The organism is Flectobacillus major DSM 103, from assembly GCF_000427405.1.
GTDB lineage: Bacteria > Bacteroidota > Bacteroidia > Cytophagales > Spirosomataceae > Flectobacillus > Flectobacillus major.
The window spans coordinates 3,254,065-3,270,443 of the sequence record NZ_KE386491.1 but is presented as its reverse complement, the minus strand read 5'-3'; the positions used below and the strand labels follow the sequence as shown (position 1 = coordinate 3,270,443).

Annotated in this window: 14 protein-coding genes; 7 read left to right on the top strand and 7 right to left on the bottom strand. The window is 38.8% G+C overall.

The features are described from left to right. Positions 1 to 38: 38 nt before the first annotated feature. Positions 39 to 1,973, bottom strand: a complete 1,935-nt coding sequence (locus FLEMA_RS70365; RefSeq protein ID WP_044172055.1) for a PEP/pyruvate-binding domain-containing protein — start codon at positions 1,971 to 1,973, stop codon at positions 39 to 41. A 248-nt stretch (positions 1,974 to 2,221) separates the two neighbouring features. Here FLEMA_RS70365 and FLEMA_RS0128125 point away from each other — a divergent pair, with 248 nt between their 5' ends. The 4 genes from FLEMA_RS0128125 (at position 2,222) to FLEMA_RS0128095 (ending at position 7,061) form a co-directional block, all read left to right on the top strand. Continuing rightward, complete coding sequence (locus FLEMA_RS0128125; RefSeq protein ID WP_026996253.1) at positions 2,222 to 2,794, top strand: hypothetical protein; 573 nt, start codon at positions 2,222 to 2,224, stop codon at positions 2,792 to 2,794. Positions 2,795 to 2,809: 15 nt separating this feature from the next. After that, complete coding sequence (locus FLEMA_RS0128120; RefSeq protein ID WP_026996252.1) at positions 2,810 to 3,769, top strand: class I SAM-dependent methyltransferase; 960 nt, start codon at positions 2,810 to 2,812, stop codon at positions 3,767 to 3,769. 352 nt (positions 3,770 to 4,121) lie between these two features. Further along, positions 4,122 to 6,191 carry a S9 family peptidase gene (locus FLEMA_RS0128100; protein WP_026997846.1) on the top strand — a complete coding sequence of 690 codons (2,070 nt, stop codon included), beginning with the start codon at positions 4,122 to 4,124 and terminating at the stop codon, positions 6,189 to 6,191. A gap of 69 nt (positions 6,192 to 6,260) precedes the next feature. After that, the gene (locus FLEMA_RS0128095) at positions 6,261 to 7,061 is read left to right on the top strand and encodes an SDR family oxidoreductase (RefSeq protein ID WP_026996251.1); all 801 of its coding nucleotides are present in this window, start codon (positions 6,261 to 6,263) and stop codon (positions 7,059 to 7,061) included. A gap of 78 nt (positions 7,062 to 7,139) precedes the next feature. On the opposite strand, the gene FLEMA_RS70355 is transcribed toward FLEMA_RS0128095, so the two are convergent. Next, positions 7,140 to 8,465, bottom strand: coding sequence for an amidohydrolase (locus FLEMA_RS70355; protein ID WP_044172051.1), 1,326 nt, complete (start codon positions 8,463 to 8,465; stop codon positions 7,140 to 7,142). Positions 8,466 to 8,703: 238 nt separating this feature from the next. On the opposite strand from FLEMA_RS70355, the gene accD reads away from it, so the two are divergent. Further along, entirely contained in the window at positions 8,704 to 9,546 is an 843-nt protein-coding gene (gene accD, locus FLEMA_RS0128045) for an acetyl-CoA carboxylase, carboxyltransferase subunit beta (protein ID WP_026996248.1), read from the top strand. A gap of 55 nt (positions 9,547 to 9,601) precedes the next feature. Here the strand turns inward: accD and FLEMA_RS70350 are convergent, their stop codons facing one another. The 4 genes from FLEMA_RS70350 to FLEMA_RS70335 form a co-directional block, all read right to left on the bottom strand. Beyond that, on the bottom strand, positions 9,602 to 11,086 hold the full coding sequence (locus FLEMA_RS70350; RefSeq protein WP_044174813.1) for a tetratricopeptide repeat protein: 1,485 nt from the start codon (positions 11,084 to 11,086) through the stop codon (positions 9,602 to 9,604). Positions 11,087 to 11,178: 92 nt separating this feature from the next. Then, on the bottom strand, positions 11,179 to 11,937 hold the full coding sequence (locus FLEMA_RS70345) for a zinc ribbon domain-containing protein (protein WP_044172049.1): 759 nt from the start codon (positions 11,935 to 11,937) through the stop codon (positions 11,179 to 11,181). Positions 11,938 to 12,018: 81 nt separating this feature from the next. After that, positions 12,019 to 13,116, bottom strand: coding sequence for a Nif3-like dinuclear metal center hexameric protein (locus FLEMA_RS70340; protein WP_044172047.1), 1,098 nt, complete (start codon positions 13,114 to 13,116; stop codon positions 12,019 to 12,021). A gap of 200 nt (positions 13,117 to 13,316) precedes the next feature. Further along, positions 13,317 to 14,036 (bottom strand): GIN domain-containing protein, encoded by a 720-nt coding sequence (locus FLEMA_RS70335; protein ID WP_044172046.1) that lies wholly within the window; start codon positions 14,034 to 14,036, stop codon positions 13,317 to 13,319. 189 nt (positions 14,037 to 14,225) lie between these two features. Between FLEMA_RS70335 and FLEMA_RS0127945 the strand changes: the two genes are divergently transcribed. Beyond that, positions 14,226 to 14,663, top strand: coding sequence for an NUDIX domain-containing protein (locus tag FLEMA_RS0127945; protein ID WP_026996243.1), 438 nt, complete (start codon positions 14,226 to 14,228; stop codon positions 14,661 to 14,663). Between the two features lie 95 nt (positions 14,664 to 14,758). On the opposite strand, the gene FLEMA_RS70330 is transcribed toward FLEMA_RS0127945, so the two are convergent. Further along, positions 14,759 to 15,547, bottom strand: coding sequence for an SDR family oxidoreductase (locus FLEMA_RS70330; protein WP_044172044.1), 789 nt, complete (start codon positions 15,545 to 15,547; stop codon positions 14,759 to 14,761). Positions 15,548 to 15,658: 111 nt separating this feature from the next. On the opposite strand from FLEMA_RS70330, the gene FLEMA_RS0127915 reads away from it, so the two are divergent. Continuing rightward, positions 15,659 to 16,369 carry a methyltransferase domain-containing protein gene (locus tag FLEMA_RS0127915; RefSeq protein ID WP_026996241.1) on the top strand — a complete coding sequence of 237 codons (711 nt, stop codon included), beginning with the start codon at positions 15,659 to 15,661 and terminating at the stop codon, positions 16,367 to 16,369. The last annotated feature ends 10 nt before the right edge of the window (positions 16,370 to 16,379 follow it).

Sequence of the window (16,379 nt, the reverse complement as noted above, 5' to 3'; positions counted from 1 at the left end):
GAATAGCTAGCCGTTGCCTTGCAACGGCTAGCTATGCTTTATTCAGGTAAAATATTGCTTCTTAACAGTCGGGCTTGTTTGAAATAAAGTCCATACTGATTATTGGTATCTTTGACTAGCTTAAATTCAATATCGGTACTATACTTTTGGTTATCCCCTTGATTAATTTGGCGTTGAGACAACGCCTTATGGATTTTTTCGGTACTTTCTCTCAATAATTTCAACAAAGCTTGTGTAGCGGTATTACCAATAAATACCTTACCTAAATTCGACGGCGTTAGTACTTTTTCTATTGTTGTTTTTCCTACCGCAAACGCTTCTGGAATATCTCCCTTTTTAGGGTTTGTTACTTCATTTTCACCAACTTGTGCATTAACTAATATCGACAAATTGGCACTTTTAGGCGTAGTTGTTGCTAATATAACGCCATTGGCAAATTCATCGATAAACGCTGGGCTAATAAGTATTGCCATTGCTACTTTTTTGTGGTCGATACCAAAGTATTCTCTCTCTTCAAAAGCTACATCGTTCCACAGCGAGGCGTACACTTTCGTGATTTTTTTGGCCAATAAGGCATCGTTATCTTTGGTATTAAACCCTTTTGATTCGTATAAACCCGCACCATTAAACTGAGGCAAATCTTCGCAGTTGGTCGAGCTTCGTAGCTTGACACGACCATTTGTAAAATGCGTATTTAGGATATTGCGTAAAGAGGCTATCGTAGTAGCACTAGGAATACTTTTTTCGATAACAGCTCTAATTCTGGCTAAAGCCTGTTGGCGTTCGGCTGTGCTGAGCGTTTTTCTTTTACTAAGGAAAAAATTAATTTCTTTATTTGCTCCTTGTTCCAGTAAATCCAGATAGGGTTTAAAACCAATAGCATAGGCTGGATGTACCATTTTGTCGCCCAGCAACTCATATAGTAAAGCATAGTTATTGGCTTTTGCCCCAATAAGCTCTACTTGCTGATATTGTTTGAAAGTTTTACTGAGTGGTACTACCGACTCGAATGTAGCCTTGGGGGTTGGTATAGTGAGTTGAGGAGGTTTATTTTTTGTCCAAAACTTAGTTGCATATTCTTGTGTAACGGGCTTTATAGTAAGTTTCTGGAATTTTGGATTGATTTCAACAAGTTTGTTCAAGTTGTTTTTTAGTTCGGGCAAAACACTCCAATCGGTCAAATACATATTAAAGGTATTACGATTGATTGCCAACAGATTGATATGCGAAAGTGGTGTTTGGGCTTCGAGCGTAATAATGCCTGCCAAAGTAGGGATTCGCTTAGGCATGAATTGAAAAATTGCAATATCGTGTGCGGTAAGTTGGTTAGCATCGGCTTCACTTTTTACCAAAACTAGCTTACCAACGGCTGGAACTTCATGCAGAATCTTGAATTTTGTACCGCCAATATGCTTGATTAGTGTGGTAGTACTAACCATTTCGAGCTTTTTTGCTTTTAGGAAAGAGCCAATGGCATTGATATTGAGAGCATCGTTGGGGCGTAAGTTGATAACAACAAGCCCATCGTTACCGAATCGTTTGGCAAGTGTTGGCATTAGTTTCATAAGTTTTTCTACTTCATTGGCCATTGCTTTTGGGGTATCGTCAAACTCGTAGTCTTCCAAACGAACTGCGTACGTATAGGATTTGCCTTGAACCATCAGGGGCTTGTCCTTTAAATCATAAATAAAAAATGGCAGGTACTGTCTTTGGGCCGAGGTGCTAGCGAGTTCCTTAAACTGCTTGAAGGTAATGAGGCGACCAAGTTTTTTGTTGACAAACTCGGCATGGCCTCGGGTTTCTTTGGGGTCGTAAACGTACAGTTTGGGCTTGGTTTGCCAGTCTACTGCCACAGCCGACCACGTAGGCAAAGCCCCAAAAGCCATAAATTGATAAGATTCGATATTTTGTGACAATAGAGGTTTTGTACAAAAAAAGAATAGAACAAGTTGTAATACTAATAGTTTTTTCATAATACACAGAGGTGTTTGGTAATGTTAAAGACTACTTAATACAGGGAGTTTGTAATTAATATTATGGGTTTGGTTGAGAAAAATGAATGGATATTCAAACAAATAAAGCAGTTAATTAGGTTTTTGTAGTAAAGAATAGGCTAAATTGTTAAAAGTGTAGTTAATCTAGTTTTATTGTAGAAAATCGTTAATTTTGTTTTTTAAAACAGCTTATATACAATCGCATTAATTGACCCATTCAACTTTAAATGTATTCTTCATCTAGTAAATCCCTCTGGTGTTTTGCAGGAATTTTCCTTGTATTTCTTTCTAGTTTTAATGCTTTTTCTCAAGACCGCATCGCCTTCGGTATTTCGGGAATGTACAATTTTCCTCTCAATAGTTTAGGGTTTGGATTAAGGGCTCAAGTGCCTATTGCTCCACGTTGGTACGTGGTACCTCAGCTCAAATACGCACCCGCTTTCAATACGATTCATGAGTTTTATGGGGGGATAAACGTCCATTTTTTACTTATTGAAGGAAACCAACGTTTTGGAGGCTTTAAAAGGGGGGGTGAACCCGAAAAGCCTACTGTATATTTGGCAGCAGGGGCAGAGTACAACCGTTGGATCAACTATGTAGAAACCCGACAGGCCAACTCAAAACAAAACAATATATTACCCGAAGTAGGTATTGGAGCTGCTATTGGTAATTATCCTGTCAGGCTTTTTGCCGAAGTAAAATATAATATTCTTTGGCAAGAAAGTTATGGCGAAGTAGGGCTGTTGTTTTGTCCTGCCTATATAAAAAAAAATAAAAATACACGTTGCCCGAATTTTTAATAAACACTTATCCAGATGAAAAAGTATTTACTTCCTATAACTTCAATTTTTGTAAGCCTTGCCTTATTGGGATGCTCAAAAGAGCGTTATGACGTTTTGACTAAAGACGACATAATTCCTGTGGTGGAAAAACAAAAATTTATTGCTTCATCCGAAAAAATCCCTGAGTTTGTAAGCCCAACTACCACCAAAAAAACGATTAATAATTACGATATCGATTTTCAGGCAGCCAAAGGTACAGTGGTTAGGGGAAGCGTGTATGATTTTAGCTTGCTTGATGGGCAATGGGTTAATTACCCTATCGAACTAGAAATACAGGAATTATATACACCCAAAGATATGATACTGAACCGCAAACCTACGGTATCGAACGGGAAGATGCTAGTAACAGGAGGAGAGGTAAATATTATCGCCACAAAAGATGGCAAACCTCTCAAACTGAATGCTAGTAGCCAATTTAGTATTCAGGTGCCAGCTACTAACCCTGACATGCAAATGAGCGTTTTTTATGGCAACCAACAAGCTAACGGAACAGTGAACTGGCTTTTGGCTGACAGTATTAGGGTTCGTGAATCATTTATTGGAAGACGCGATTCTTTGACTACCGGTTTGGTGATTGATAAAAGCAGTTATATCGTTTTTCCAACTCAAATAGGCTGGATTAATTGTGATAGGTTTTTGAATGATAAAGCCCCTAGAACACACATAACATTTACCTCCGAGGAGCCTTCCTTGGATGCGGTTTATATTTTTCTGTATTTTGATAGAATCAAATCAGTTATAGAGGTATATGATGGAAAATCGCTGGAAGTACCTGTGGGTGAACACGCCAAGGTAGTTTGCTTTGCCATAACAGAAGGCAAAGAGGTATATAGTTATTTTCAAGATTTGACAGTAGCCGAAGGACAGAAGGTGGCCGTCAAACTAGAAAAAACAACCAAAGAGGAATTTCTCAAGCGTTTGGAAGGGCTTTGATATAAGAAAGCTTCTTTTGTAGAGGATTTTTGACAAAAATAATATTGACTGGTTTATACAACTCAGGAGCAATGGTATTGAAAAACATTGTTTTGCTGTTGTATAAACCATTTGATTGATAGGGCAAAACTGTTTGCTTGCGGTATTCAATAGTGTCAATATAGATATTATTTTGGTACAAATCATAGCCATATCCCAAGCGGTTAGCCAATGATTAGGCCAAAAACTCAAAAATCATTCAGCCTAGGCAAATCCCTTTTTCTTGATAAATACATAGATGTCTAAAAGTACTTTTCCCAAATGAAATATTTATCTTTGGATAGAAGAGTTAGGTGTATAAAAAGCAATCCCAATGAAATTAGATAGTTTAAAAACTCCAGTGGCGGCTATCAAGCCACATATTATGACGCTACACGGCGACACCCGTATTGATAATTATTATTGGCTCAACAATCGTGAAAACCCAGAAGTAATACAATACCTCGAAGCCGAAAATGCCTATACCGAGGCTGTAATGGCTTCTACAAAAGTATTTCAGGAAAGTCTTTTTCAAGAAATGAAAGGGCGAATGAAAGAACAAGACGAGTCGGTGCCTTATAAAGATGGTAACTATTACTATTATAGCCGTTATATAGAAGGTGGCGAATACCCCTTGTATTGTCGTCGTTGTGGTTCTATGGATAGCCCCGAAGAGGTTCTGATAGATGGCAACGCTTTGGCCAAAGGGCATGAGTATTTTAATATTGGTGGTTACGAAATCTCAGATAATGAAACCATTATGGCTTTTGGCGTTGATACTGTAAGCCGAAGAAATTATACCCTTTATTTCAAAAACCTAACAACAGGCGAAATCTATTCCGACGAGATTCCGAATACAGAAGGAGGTGCTTATGCTTGGGCTGCCGACAATCAAACCATTTTTTATCTGCTCCGTGACCAACAAACGTTGTTGGCCTCAAAGGTATATCGTCATACATTAGGTACGCCTATTAGCGAAGATGTGCTGGTATATACCGAAAACGACCCGCAGTTTTATATGGGTCTAGGGCGTATGAAATCTAAAAAATACCTTATTTCGGTGTCCGACCATAATGGCGTTTCTTCTGAGTACCGTTTGCTGAATGCTACTAATCCTACAGGAATATTCGAGGTATTTTACCCTCGTGAACATGGCCTTCAGTACTATATCGAGCATTTTGGTGATAAGTTTTTTATTAAAACCAACGCCGATGAAGCTACCAATTTTAAATTGATGCAGGTAGAAGAAGGAAAAACAACTGATAGAGCCAATTGGCAAGAAATTATTCCACACCGTGAAGATACTTATTTGGACGGTATGGATGTCTTTAAAAACCATTTGGTGCTTACCGAGCGTAACAATGCTTTGATGCAGATACGTATTATCAACCAAAGTACTCAGCAAGAACACTATATCAATTTTGGCGAACCTGCCTATGAGGCTGGAGCAGGCTATAATCCTGATTTTGAAACTAATATCTTGCGTTTTCATTATACTTCATTAACTACCCCAAGCTCGGTTTTTGATTATAATATGGATTCGCAGGAAAAAACACTCAAAAAAGAACAGGCTGTTTTAGGCGAATTCAATAAAGAAGATTATACCACAGAAAGACTTTTTGTAACAGCCCGAGACGGTGTAAAAGTACCTGTGTCGATTGTGTACAAAAAAGGTTTTCAAAAAGACGGTTCACAGCCTTTGTTGCAATATGCCTATGGTTCGTATGGCTATTCGATAGACCCCTATTTCTCGGCAGCTCGTTTAAGTCTTCTCAATCGAGGATTTGCTTTTGCTATTGCACATATCAGAGGAGGCCAAGAAATGGGTCGCCAATGGTATGAAGATGGAAAAATGTTGAAAAAACAGAATACGTTCAACGACTTTGTCGATGTATCAGAGTTTCTTATTCAAGAGAAATGGACTTCTAGCGACAAACTATTTGCCAATGGTGGGTCAGCAGGAGGATTATTGATGGGTGTTGTAACCAATATGCGTCCAGATTTATACCGAGGTGTTTTGGCTGGTGTGCCATTTGTTGATGTTGTAACAACGATGCTCGACGAAACTATTCCATTAACAACAGGCGAATGGGAAGAGTGGGGAAACCCACAAGAGCAAGTGTATTATGAATACATGAAATCGTATTCGCCTTACGACAACATTGAGGCAAAAGCATATCCTAATATGTTGGTTACAACGGGTTTGCACGACTCGCAAGTACAATACTGGGAACCAGCCAAGTGGGTTGCCAAGCTACGAGCCTTGAAAACAGATAATAATATCCTATTGCTTCACTGCGATATGACAACAGGGCATGGCGGGGCATCTGGACGTTTCCAACGTTTTAAGGAAATAGCTCGTGAATATGCTTTTATGCTAGATTTGGTAGGTATTACGGCTTAAATAAGTTCATACAAATAGGTAATAACGTTATTGTAATAATCTATTTGTTTTATTTTAGACAAAACCAAGATGTCAGGCTATCTTCAACATAAAGTTATTTGGATAACAGGAGCTTCGTCTGGAATAGGCGAGGCTCTGGCTTATCAATTTGCCCAAAGCGATGTCAAACTTATTTTATCGGCTCGCCGCGAAAATGAATTACAGCGAGTGGCCAATCGGTGTGGGTTATTACCAGAAAATATCTTGGTATTACCAATGGATATGCTTGAGATAGACCAGCTAGCTGTCAAGGTTCAAGCAGCGATTAATCATTTTGGGCAAATAGATATAGTAGTGCAAAATGCAGGAGTATCGCAGCGTTCGCTTATTAAAGATACCCAACTGAGCGTATATCGTGATTTAATGGAACTCAACTACTTTAGTATTGTAGCTCTTACCAAAGCACTATTGCCTCATTTTACACAGCGTCGACAAGGGCATTTTGTGGCTATTAGTAGTATTGCAGGCAAAATTGGTACACCCCTAAGAAGTGGCTACGGCCCTACCAAACATGCTGTAATAGCATTTTGTGATTCGCTACGAGCCGAAATTTTTCGGGACAATATCTTGGTAACGGTTATTTGCCCGGGTTATATCAAAACCGCTATTTCGTTGAATGCCCTATCGGGCGATGGCTCTAAACATGGACAAATGGACGATAATCAGGCAAAGGGTTTGTCGGCAGAAGAGTGTGCCAAAAGTATTGTAAAAGCGATTGTAGCCCAAAAAAATGAAGTATATATTGGTGGGTGGTTTGAGGTATTGGGGGTATATCTCAAAAGATTTTGGCCAGCTTTGGTTTATAGAATAGTCAGAAAAGTAAATGCTTAATAGTAAAATGGCCTAAAAATAAGCGTTTCTTGCTCAAATTTTTAGGCCATTTTATGTCTGTCCAACGGCTAGTTGTACTTACTTACCTGTATTATTAGCTTTGGCAGTACTCATTTCCATATAGTCAAGAGTCAAATTGGTCATAACTTTCATTCCCAATACAAATCCACCTTCGTCGATATAAAAATCTGGGGTATGGTGCGAAGCTGTTTCAGATTCTTTTTTACCCTTTGGTGCTCCACCCAAGAAGAAAAATAAGCCTGGTACTTTTTCCTGATAAAAAGAAAAATCTTCGGCACCTGTAGCTGCAGCAGTTAAGGCTACATTGTTTTTTCCAGCTACCGATTCTAGTGTAGGTAGCATTTTCTCGGTCAGCGATGGGTCGTTATAAGTAACAGGACACATTTTGGTAATACTGATTTCGGCTGTAGCACCAGCACTTTCAGCAATATTGGTTGCTACAACTTTCATACGCTCATGAATCATATCCTGAACCTGAGTGTCTAAAGTTCGAATGGTACCATTCATATTTAATTCTTCAGGAATAATATTGCTTCTTACCCCAGCATTAATTTGTCCAACTGTAATTACAGCCGCCGACTCATTCAATGGTGAGTTACGGCTAACGATAGTTTGTAAGCCCATTACAATTTGCGAAGCCGTTACGATAGGGTCGATTCCTTGCCAAGGACTAGCACCATGAGCTTGTTTACCTTTCACTTTGATTTTGAACCAGTCAGAAGCCGCCATTGTACCTTTAGGACGATAGCGGATTTTGCCTACTTCGGCCTGAGCACTAATATGTAAGCCAAAGATGGCATCTACTTTAGGGTTTTCGAGTACGCCTTCTTTTACCATTAAAGCCGCTCCGCCTTCTTCGCCCTCAGGGGCACCTTCTTCGGCAGGTTGAAAAATAAACTTTACCGTACCTTTCAAATCGTTTTTGATAGAAGCCAAAATTTCGGCAGTTCCCATCAAAATAGCCACGTGCGAATCATGTCCACAAGCGTGCATAACACTTACGGGCTGGCCATTGTATTCGCCTGTAGCTTTAGAGGCAAAAGGAATATTGACACGTTCTTTTACAGGTAAAGCATCCATATCGGCTCGTAGGGCTACTACTGGGCCAGGCTTGCTCCCTTTCAAAATACCTACAACACCTGTTTTGGCAACGCCTGTTTGTACTTCTATTCCTAAAGAACGAAGATGAGTAGCTATTTTTTCGGCCGTTTTGAATTCTCTATTGCCCAATTCAGGGTTTTGGTGGAAATCACGTCGCCAAGTAACAACCTTCGACTCCAATGATTCAGCTTTTTGGCTAACTTTGGTTTTGAGAGCCACATTTTGGGCAGAAGCCAACCATGTGCACGATAGCAATGCTACCGAAAGTACAATTTTTTTCATTATTGATGATAAAAAAGGTTTGTGTGATGATAATTAAGGGTTTACTTCACTCTAATATAGCCAAAAAGTACAGTAATCTTGATGTTGTTTTGAAGAAATAATCATATAAATTTGAGATTTTTGTAACATCTGGATTAAGGAAGTTTTATCTTTGCGATTCATTATCACTAAAAACAGGTGTTTGGTAGCTCCAATAATTATTAAAAATAGCTACAAAACCGATAATTGAACATAGAATATGTCTTGGTTTACCAGAAAAGATAAGGGGATTCTTACCCCAACCGAAGCTAAACGTGAAGCCCCAGATGGGCTTTGGTATCAATGTCCGTCATGTAAAAAAGTAATGCACACACGTGAGCACCGCTTATTTGCTTGGACTTGCTCAGCATGTAATTATCATGACAAGATTGGCTCGCAAGAGTACTTTGAACTCCTATTCGACCAGTCTCGCTATACAGAAATGGATGCTTATATGTCTTCGGGTGACCCACTCAACTTTGAAGATACCAAACGCTACCCAGACAGAATCAAGGCTACTGAAAAGAAAACAGGCCTGAAAGATGCCGTAAGAACGGCTCATGGCAAAATGAACGACGTAGAGGTAGTTATTGCAGCTATGGACTTTTCGTTTATTGGTGGGTCGATGGGTTCGGTTGTAGGCGAAAAAATTGCTAGAGCTATTGATTATGCTTTGAAAAATAAAGTACCATTTTTGATGATTTCAAAATCGGGTGGTGCTCGTATGATGGAGGCTGGCTTTTCATTGATGCAAATGGCCAAAACTTCAGCCAAACTTGCTCAGTTGGCCGAGGCCAAAATTCCTTACGTTTCGTTGCTTACCGACCCTACTACAGGTGGTGTAACGGCATCGTATGCAATGTTGGGCGATTTTAATATTTCTGAGCCCGGTGCTTTGATTGGTTTTGCTGGCCCTAGGGTTATTCGTGAAACAATCGGTAAGGATTTACCAAAGGGTTTTCAAAGTGCCGAGTTTGTACTTGAACATGGATTCCTTGATTTTATTGTAGATAGAAAAGATTTGAAAGATAAATTGACAGCATTATTCAATATGTTGAAATAATGCTTGACTTATGAATCGGCTGTGAAACTGAAATGGGTTTTCACAGCCGATTTTTTTAGAAGTTTTCGTTCAAGGCTGCTTTGGCTTTGTTATCTATCGAATTTTTGTATTCATGCTTTTTATAAGAAAGGGCTTTCTCAAAATATTTCTTCGCCTTGAGTTTGTTACCTTTTTCTAGCCAAATATAGCCTAACTGTAGGCTTGAAGTGGCTCCAAACGAAATAGTAGTATCTTCAGAAAGAGAAATGGCTCTTTCAAAAAATATAATCGCTTGATTTTCTTCATGAATTTTTTGTAAAATCCGTGCTTTACGGTAATTGAACTCTGCTTTATCGCTGAGTTGGTCAAAGCTATTTTCGGTGTATTTCTCTAAGATATTGTCAGCTTTTTCGTAAAATCCTCCATCAAAAGCCAGACGAGCTTTCATCAGAACCTTTTGTGAAATAGGTTTTTTAGGGTCATTAGCTAGAAAATTTTCTGCAAAACGGCCAGCGTATTTATCAGCCTCTACAATAGCTGTACTATTATTGCGTACCTTTTCAAGGTAGGGGCGGGCTTTGCTGTCGTCGCCCAAGAGCCAGTAGCACAAAAATAGTTTGTAATAGCTATCTTTCACAAAGTTAAAACCCTTGTATTGTTGCAAAAAAACCTGATATGCTTTAATTGCAGTAGGATATAAGCCTTTTTGAAGGGCTATTTCAGCTTGTAAGTAATCCAGAAAAGGAAAGGCTATGTATTCGGTATTTTGGGTTAGTGTTTCACACTGATTTAATAATTGACTGGCATTTTCGCTTTTTCCTTCTTTCATAAAAGTAGTAACGCCCAAAAAATAGAAAAGAAGGTTGTCGGGATGATTACTGATAAAATCCTCAAAGCTAGAAAGTTGATTGGTATTAAAAGTAAGTATATAGGCATGGACCAAATACTGGATCAATAGCGATTCATCTTTGAAAATAGGATCTTTGGTAGCACTATTTAGTTCATGAATCCCTTGGCTTATATTGCCTCGCAAACCAAGTAGATTAGTTACCCAAAGATAACTTTCGGGGGTCGATCCAATTAGAATATGTAAAAGCCCTAACGATTTTTGCTGAGGCAAAAAGTTGGGAAATGCTTTTTGGTTACTTTCCAACAGTTTGTAAGCCTTAATAATATCCCAGCTTCCTTTTACTTCGTGGCCAAACTTGAGCTTGACAAATGCCGAGTGCAATTTGATTTCGGCTTGTAAGAATTTCCGATACGGCGATTTTTTGTCGAGAGCGTCGATGGCCTCTAGCCTTGTTTCTTGGGCGGTCAAAAAATCATGATAAAGACCTTTATTTTCTGTAACCAATAATTGTACTAAGTCGGCATAGCTTTGGAGATAGTATTTTATGCCATTATTGTTTTTATCGGTATCTAAAATAGCCCGTCCGCTAGAGAGTTTCATTTTGAGGATTTGGCTATAGGCTTTTTGCATACTGCTATTCCACTCAAAATCGTTGGCCATTGTAGGCCAGCATAACCACAAAAACAGCCAAACAACCAGTAAATTTTTCATAGACTGAGATAGCATAAAGTAAGTAGAGATACCAATCAAAAAGCCCATAACTTCAAGAAAGTCATGGGCTTTTATAATTTCATTCAGAAGAATTAGCGTTTTGAAGCTGTAATAACGTCTTCAACACCAGCCAATACACGGCCACAGTGTTCGCAAACGATGATTCTTTTGTGGTCTTTAATATCGGCCTGACGTTGAGGAGGCACAACATTAAAACAACCACCACAAGCACCACGTTTTACCAAAACAACGGCCAAACCATTGGCATAGTTACCTCTCAATTTGTCGTAAGGACGCAACAAACGTTCCTCTACAAATTTCACGGCTTTTTCACGCTCTTTCAGCAACTTTTGTTCGTCGTCTTCGCTTTCAGCAATTAATACGTCCAATTCTTTACGTTTTGCTTCAAGGTCTTTTTGGCGGTGGAACAAACGAGTTTCTGTTTCCGAAACTTCGTCACGCTTGTTCAAAATCTTGAATTCGAATTCACGCATACGCTTGTCTGCCAATTCCATTTCAAGCTGTTGTAATTCAATTTCTTTAGAGATAGCATCGTACTCACGGTTGTTACGCACGTTCATTTGCTGCTCTTTGTATTTGTTTACAAGCTTTTCAGCCTCTTTCTTAGCATTTCGGTTTTTGGTAATTTCCTCTTCCAAAGAAGCAATCTCGCGGTTGAACTTGCCAATACGAGTTTCAATTCCTATGATTTCGTCTTCCAAATCACGAACCTCCTCTGGCAAATCGCCACGCATCTTTTTGATTGTGTCTAAGGATGAATCTATGGTTTGAAGTTTCAGAAGTCCTTCTAATTTCTGAGCAATGGTTGATTCGGTTGCTACTACTGCCATTTTCGTTATACGTTATTCGTTATGCGTTAAACGTTATTTGTTAAGTATATATTGATATAACTCTCGACTCCTAACGTCAGTTCAAAAATAGGATACAGGATTAGTATTTACCTGACTTTTGAGAATCGCAAAATTACTAAATTTTTCAGATAAATAACTAATAATTAATTCCTTTGTGTAAACTTCTGACTCATAATGTCCAATGTCGCAGATAATAATCTTATTTTCGGCATCAAAAAACTCATGATATTTGTAATCGGCTGTCACAAAAACGTCTGCACCTTGCCTAATAGCATCTTGTAAAAGAAAACTTCCTGCACCACCACAAACAGCAATTGTTTTAATTTTTTTTCCTAAAAGGGGGGTATGACGAATTATTTGGAGAGACATTGCTTCTTTGAGATAATTCAAAAAGGCGATTTCATCCATTTCTTCACCTAATCTACCAATTGCACCTGCCCCAACTTGTGCTATTTCATTCTCTAAGATAGACAAATAATAAGCAACCTCTTCATAAGGATGAGCTTTTTTTAGGGCCGCCAAAATCTGAGGCTCTTGATAATCTTGTAAAATTACTTCTATCCGAAATTCTCGTACTTCTTCGTCTTGGTTAAGTGTTCCAATAAAAGGGTTGGCTTGGGCTGTTGGGCGGAATGTACCGATACCTTCTGTACGAAAACTACAATTTTTGTAGTCGCCAATTTGTCCTGCTCCAGCTTCATGTAAGGCCATAAGTACAGCTTGGGCGTGTTCAATAGGCACGAAAGTGACTAATTTTTTCAATATATTTTTTTTAGGGGAAAGGATTTTAACCTTTTCTAAGCCTAGCATTGCCGCAATTTTGTCATTGACTCCGCCCCGAACGTGGTCGAGGTTGGTATGTGAAGCATAAATAGCAATATCGTTTTTGATAGCCTCAATCACCACACGTTCTACATAGTTTTTTCCGTTAAGCTTTTTCAAACCCTTAAATACAATAGGGTGATGAGCAATAATCAAGTTACAGCCTTGTGCTTCTGCTTCGGCTACAACTGCCTCGGTGCAGTCTAATGTACACAAAATACCTTTAACAGGCTCATGAGGATTACCTACTATTAGGCCGGCATTGTCGTAGTTTTCTTGTAAAGACAAAGGAGCTAGCTGCTCCATATATTGAGTTATCTCTTTTATCGTAGTCATTGTATGGGAAAATGGTAAAAATGAGGTCAAATTTCTATAATTTCATCAGGACGAGCAATTGATTGATACAAAAAAAGAGGCAAGAAAATCTCACCTCTTTTCAATCGTCACAAATTTATACTGTCAAATGAAGGAATTATAAAGTTGTAAAGCCCTATAAAATGAGGGCAAATGTCTTGTATTGGGTTTACGGGTACTATTTAATCACGCTCAACGAAGCTACCACCCGATATGCGTTTTTCGATTACAGGATTGCCTCTAAAATAGACACCACTTGCCCCCGAAGCCTCTACTTTCAAGAATTTAGAAACCATAACACGGGCTTTGCTTGCTCCAGAGATATACAATAGCATTTCCTCGCTTCTGAATGGGAAAGCATTGAAGGTTGACGCACCCGATATTTCTCCCGATATTTTTTGCGAATCCCCAATCATATTAAGGGTAGATGCTCCTGATAAATCAAAATTAAAAAACTGTGCGTCGGCATCTATATCACATTTGGATGCCCCCGAAAGGTTAATGTCGAGGTTGCGTAGATCAAAGCCTGTAATTTGGGAAGTGCTTGCTCCCGAAAAGTCGACATAGCGTAAGTCGGGCATTACGATATCGAACGTAACCAAATATCGGCGGCTGCGGTAATTGTTATATTTGGCGTAAAGTGTACCATTCCGAACATAAACATCAAGTTCGTCTAAATCACGTTCATCGCCACGAGCAATAACACTAAAGCCATTTCCAGCACGAATACGTACTTTAAAAGCATTACCCATATTGATACTTTCAAAATTACGTACCAAAATATCTCGTTCTACTTCATAACCACTTGGGTTTACTTCGTCGATATGGATAGAACAGCTAGAAAAGAGTAGCAGAATTCCTAGAAAAATGCTAGAAACAATAGTTTTTAGGAAAGTATTCATAATAGTTGAAAGAGGTTATGTCGTATAAAAATGCTTGATTGATTGAGAAGTTTTTTAGGTCTTTGTTGGGATAATGACAATTCAATGTTATTTTCCCCCTACCAAAATCTTTTATTTTTAGCATTTTGGTGGAAAAAAATTCCTTACAATCTCTTTTCTAAAAGCTATCAAACTAATTATTAGAACCTTATGAAAGTACGGCCAAGCGTTGCAATTATTGAAAATAATCAAGTGTTATTGATGCGTTATGAATATGGTGGTGAAAGGGTATTTAATCTTCCTGGAGGGAATGTTGACCCTGGCGAAACCCTCAGCCAGACCCTCAAGCGAGAACTGATCGAAGAACTAGGCATAACCATAGAACTAGGGCCAATGCTTCTATCGGGAGAAGTGATTTTGCCTCAACAAAAAACAGATGTATTGCATTGTGTATTTGCTGCTCATATCATGAAGGGTATTCCTGTATTAAATCCTGCCGAAACAAGTGCCTTGGCAATAGAATGGCTATCGGTAGATCAGCTAGATACTGTGGAAATGTATCCAAACGTAGGTGCAACTTTGCAAAAAATAATAGCTCAACAACAGGCAGGACAATACATTGGACAGATTAATCAAAAATGGCACTAGGATGTAAAACTGATTGCTAGGTAGTTGTTCTCTTAGCAGGTAAAAGGGGGGGGGCTAAGAGAACAAAGAATAAACTGGCAAAAGCCATCAGTAGTTTATAAACAAGATAATCTGCCACCATCCACGGGTAAATTAACCCCATTGATATAAGCCGCCGCAGGTGAACACAAAAACGCCACGGCAGCTCCAAATTCTTCAGCTTCGCCAAAACGCCCCGCTGGAATATCGGATTGGAATATTTTTTCCATTTGTTCGGTGCTTGTTTCTGCCATTTTTGCCCTAGCCTTTACCACAAAATCTAAACGGGCTGTTTTGGTATAACCAGGCAATACATTGTTGACTGTAATACCAAATGCTCCCACCTCATTGGCTAATGTTTTGGCCCACGACGCTACCGCTCCACGTGTTGTATTAGATACCCCAAGCCCATTGATAGGCTGTTTGACAGATGTTGAAATAATATTGATAATTCTACCAAAACCATTGGCTTTCATACTAGGTACACAAGCCTGAACCAAAATATGATTACACAATAAATGATTAGAAAATGCCTGAGTAAACTCTTCCAGTTTGGCATCTAAAATAGCACCTCCAGCAGGCCCCCCTGTATTATTAACAAGAATATGAACTGTAGGGTTTTGTGCCAAATAAGCTTCTACTGCTGCTTTTAGCTCGTCGGGTTTTGCAAAATCTGCTACAAAATATTGGTGTTGTTGGCCTTTGCTGGTATCCAAATCCAAAAGCGTATTTTGCAAAGATGTTTCGTTACGAGCTACCAATGTTATGTTAGCTCCTAATAGAGCCAATTCTACAGCCGAAGCCTTGCCTAGTCCTTGTGTACTGCCACAAACAATGGCATTTTTATGCGTTAAATCTAAATTCATGTGGATATATTTGAATAACTATTAAGGTTGTTGTAAACTTTCCTCCAACAAGTTAGGTTGTTAAAGGGTAACAAGCAAAATCATTTTTACAAAACCCCAAGCTACCTCAATATGCCTGATTTGTCTTACCGCAGCTATGAAAAAGAGTTAATAGATGATTTTACATTGGAAAATGATGCCTTACGTCAGAATCTGGAAGAGCTAGCTCTGATTAATACTTATTTGGGCGGAAACCAAGTTACGGTGAGTGGCCTAAGTCAAGTACTGAATACGGTGTCGATACGGCAGCCTCTGCAAGTAGGTGATATTGGGTGTGGTGGTGGCGATATGCTCAAGGTAATGGCTCGGTGGTTCAAAAAAAAGCAAGTAAATGCCGATTTTATTGGGATTGATGCCAACGATTTTATGATAGATTTTGCCCAAAAACGTACCCAAGATTTTTACAATATCTCTTATCTGCACGAGAATATCTTTTCTGAATCTTTTCAAAAACATCATTTTGATATTGTCACCATGACATTGTTTTGTCATCATTTTACCGATGAACAACTGATTCAGCTTTTTTCACAATTAAAAACACAAACCAAATACGCCTTGGTTATCAACGATATACACCGGCATTGGCTGGCTTATTATGCTATAGCTTGGATTACAAAACTATTTTTGAGGTCATATTTGGTAAAAAACGATGCAAAATTGTCTGTCTGGCGGGCATTTAGAAAAAATGACCTTGAAAAGGTAGTTCGTAAAGCGGGTTTTCAAAAATTTTCTATCAGATGGCGGTGGGCTTTTCGTTGGGAAGTTGTTTTATATTGTCAATAATCTTTTATTC

Coding starts and splice junctions, on each gene's coding strand:
- FLEMA_RS70365 (WP_044172055.1), bottom strand. CDS start 1,973: ATGAAAAAACTATTAGTATTACAACTTGTTCTATTCTTTTTTTGTACA.
- FLEMA_RS0128125 (WP_026996253.1), top strand. CDS start 2,222: ATGTATTCTTCATCTAGTAAATCCCTCTGGTGTTTTGCAGGAATTTTC.
- FLEMA_RS0128120 (WP_026996252.1), top strand. CDS start 2,810: ATGAAAAAGTATTTACTTCCTATAACTTCAATTTTTGTAAGCCTTGCC.
- FLEMA_RS0128100 (WP_026997846.1), top strand. CDS start 4,122: ATGAAATTAGATAGTTTAAAAACTCCAGTGGCGGCTATCAAGCCACAT.
- FLEMA_RS0128095 (WP_026996251.1), top strand. CDS start 6,261: ATGTCAGGCTATCTTCAACATAAAGTTATTTGGATAACAGGAGCTTCG.
- FLEMA_RS70355 (WP_044172051.1), bottom strand. CDS start 8,465: ATGAAAAAAATTGTACTTTCGGTAGCATTGCTATCGTGCACATGGTTG.
- accD (WP_026996248.1), top strand. CDS start 8,704: ATGTCTTGGTTTACCAGAAAAGATAAGGGGATTCTTACCCCAACCGAA.
- FLEMA_RS70350 (WP_044174813.1), bottom strand. CDS start 11,086: ATGAAAAATTTACTGGTTGTTTGGCTGTTTTTGTGGTTATGCTGGCCT.
- FLEMA_RS70345 (WP_044172049.1), bottom strand. CDS start 11,937: ATGGCAGTAGTAGCAACCGAATCAACCATTGCTCAGAAATTAGAAGGA.
- FLEMA_RS70340 (WP_044172047.1), bottom strand. CDS start 13,116: ATGACTACGATAAAAGAGATAACTCAATATATGGAGCAGCTAGCTCCT.
- FLEMA_RS70335 (WP_044172046.1), bottom strand. CDS start 14,036: ATGAATACTTTCCTAAAAACTATTGTTTCTAGCATTTTTCTAGGAATT.
- FLEMA_RS0127945 (WP_026996243.1), top strand. CDS start 14,226: ATGAAAGTACGGCCAAGCGTTGCAATTATTGAAAATAATCAAGTGTTA.
- FLEMA_RS70330 (WP_044172044.1), bottom strand. CDS start 15,547: ATGAATTTAGATTTAACGCATAAAAATGCCATTGTTTGTGGCAGTACA.
- FLEMA_RS0127915 (WP_026996241.1), top strand. CDS start 15,659: ATGCCTGATTTGTCTTACCGCAGCTATGAAAAAGAGTTAATAGATGAT.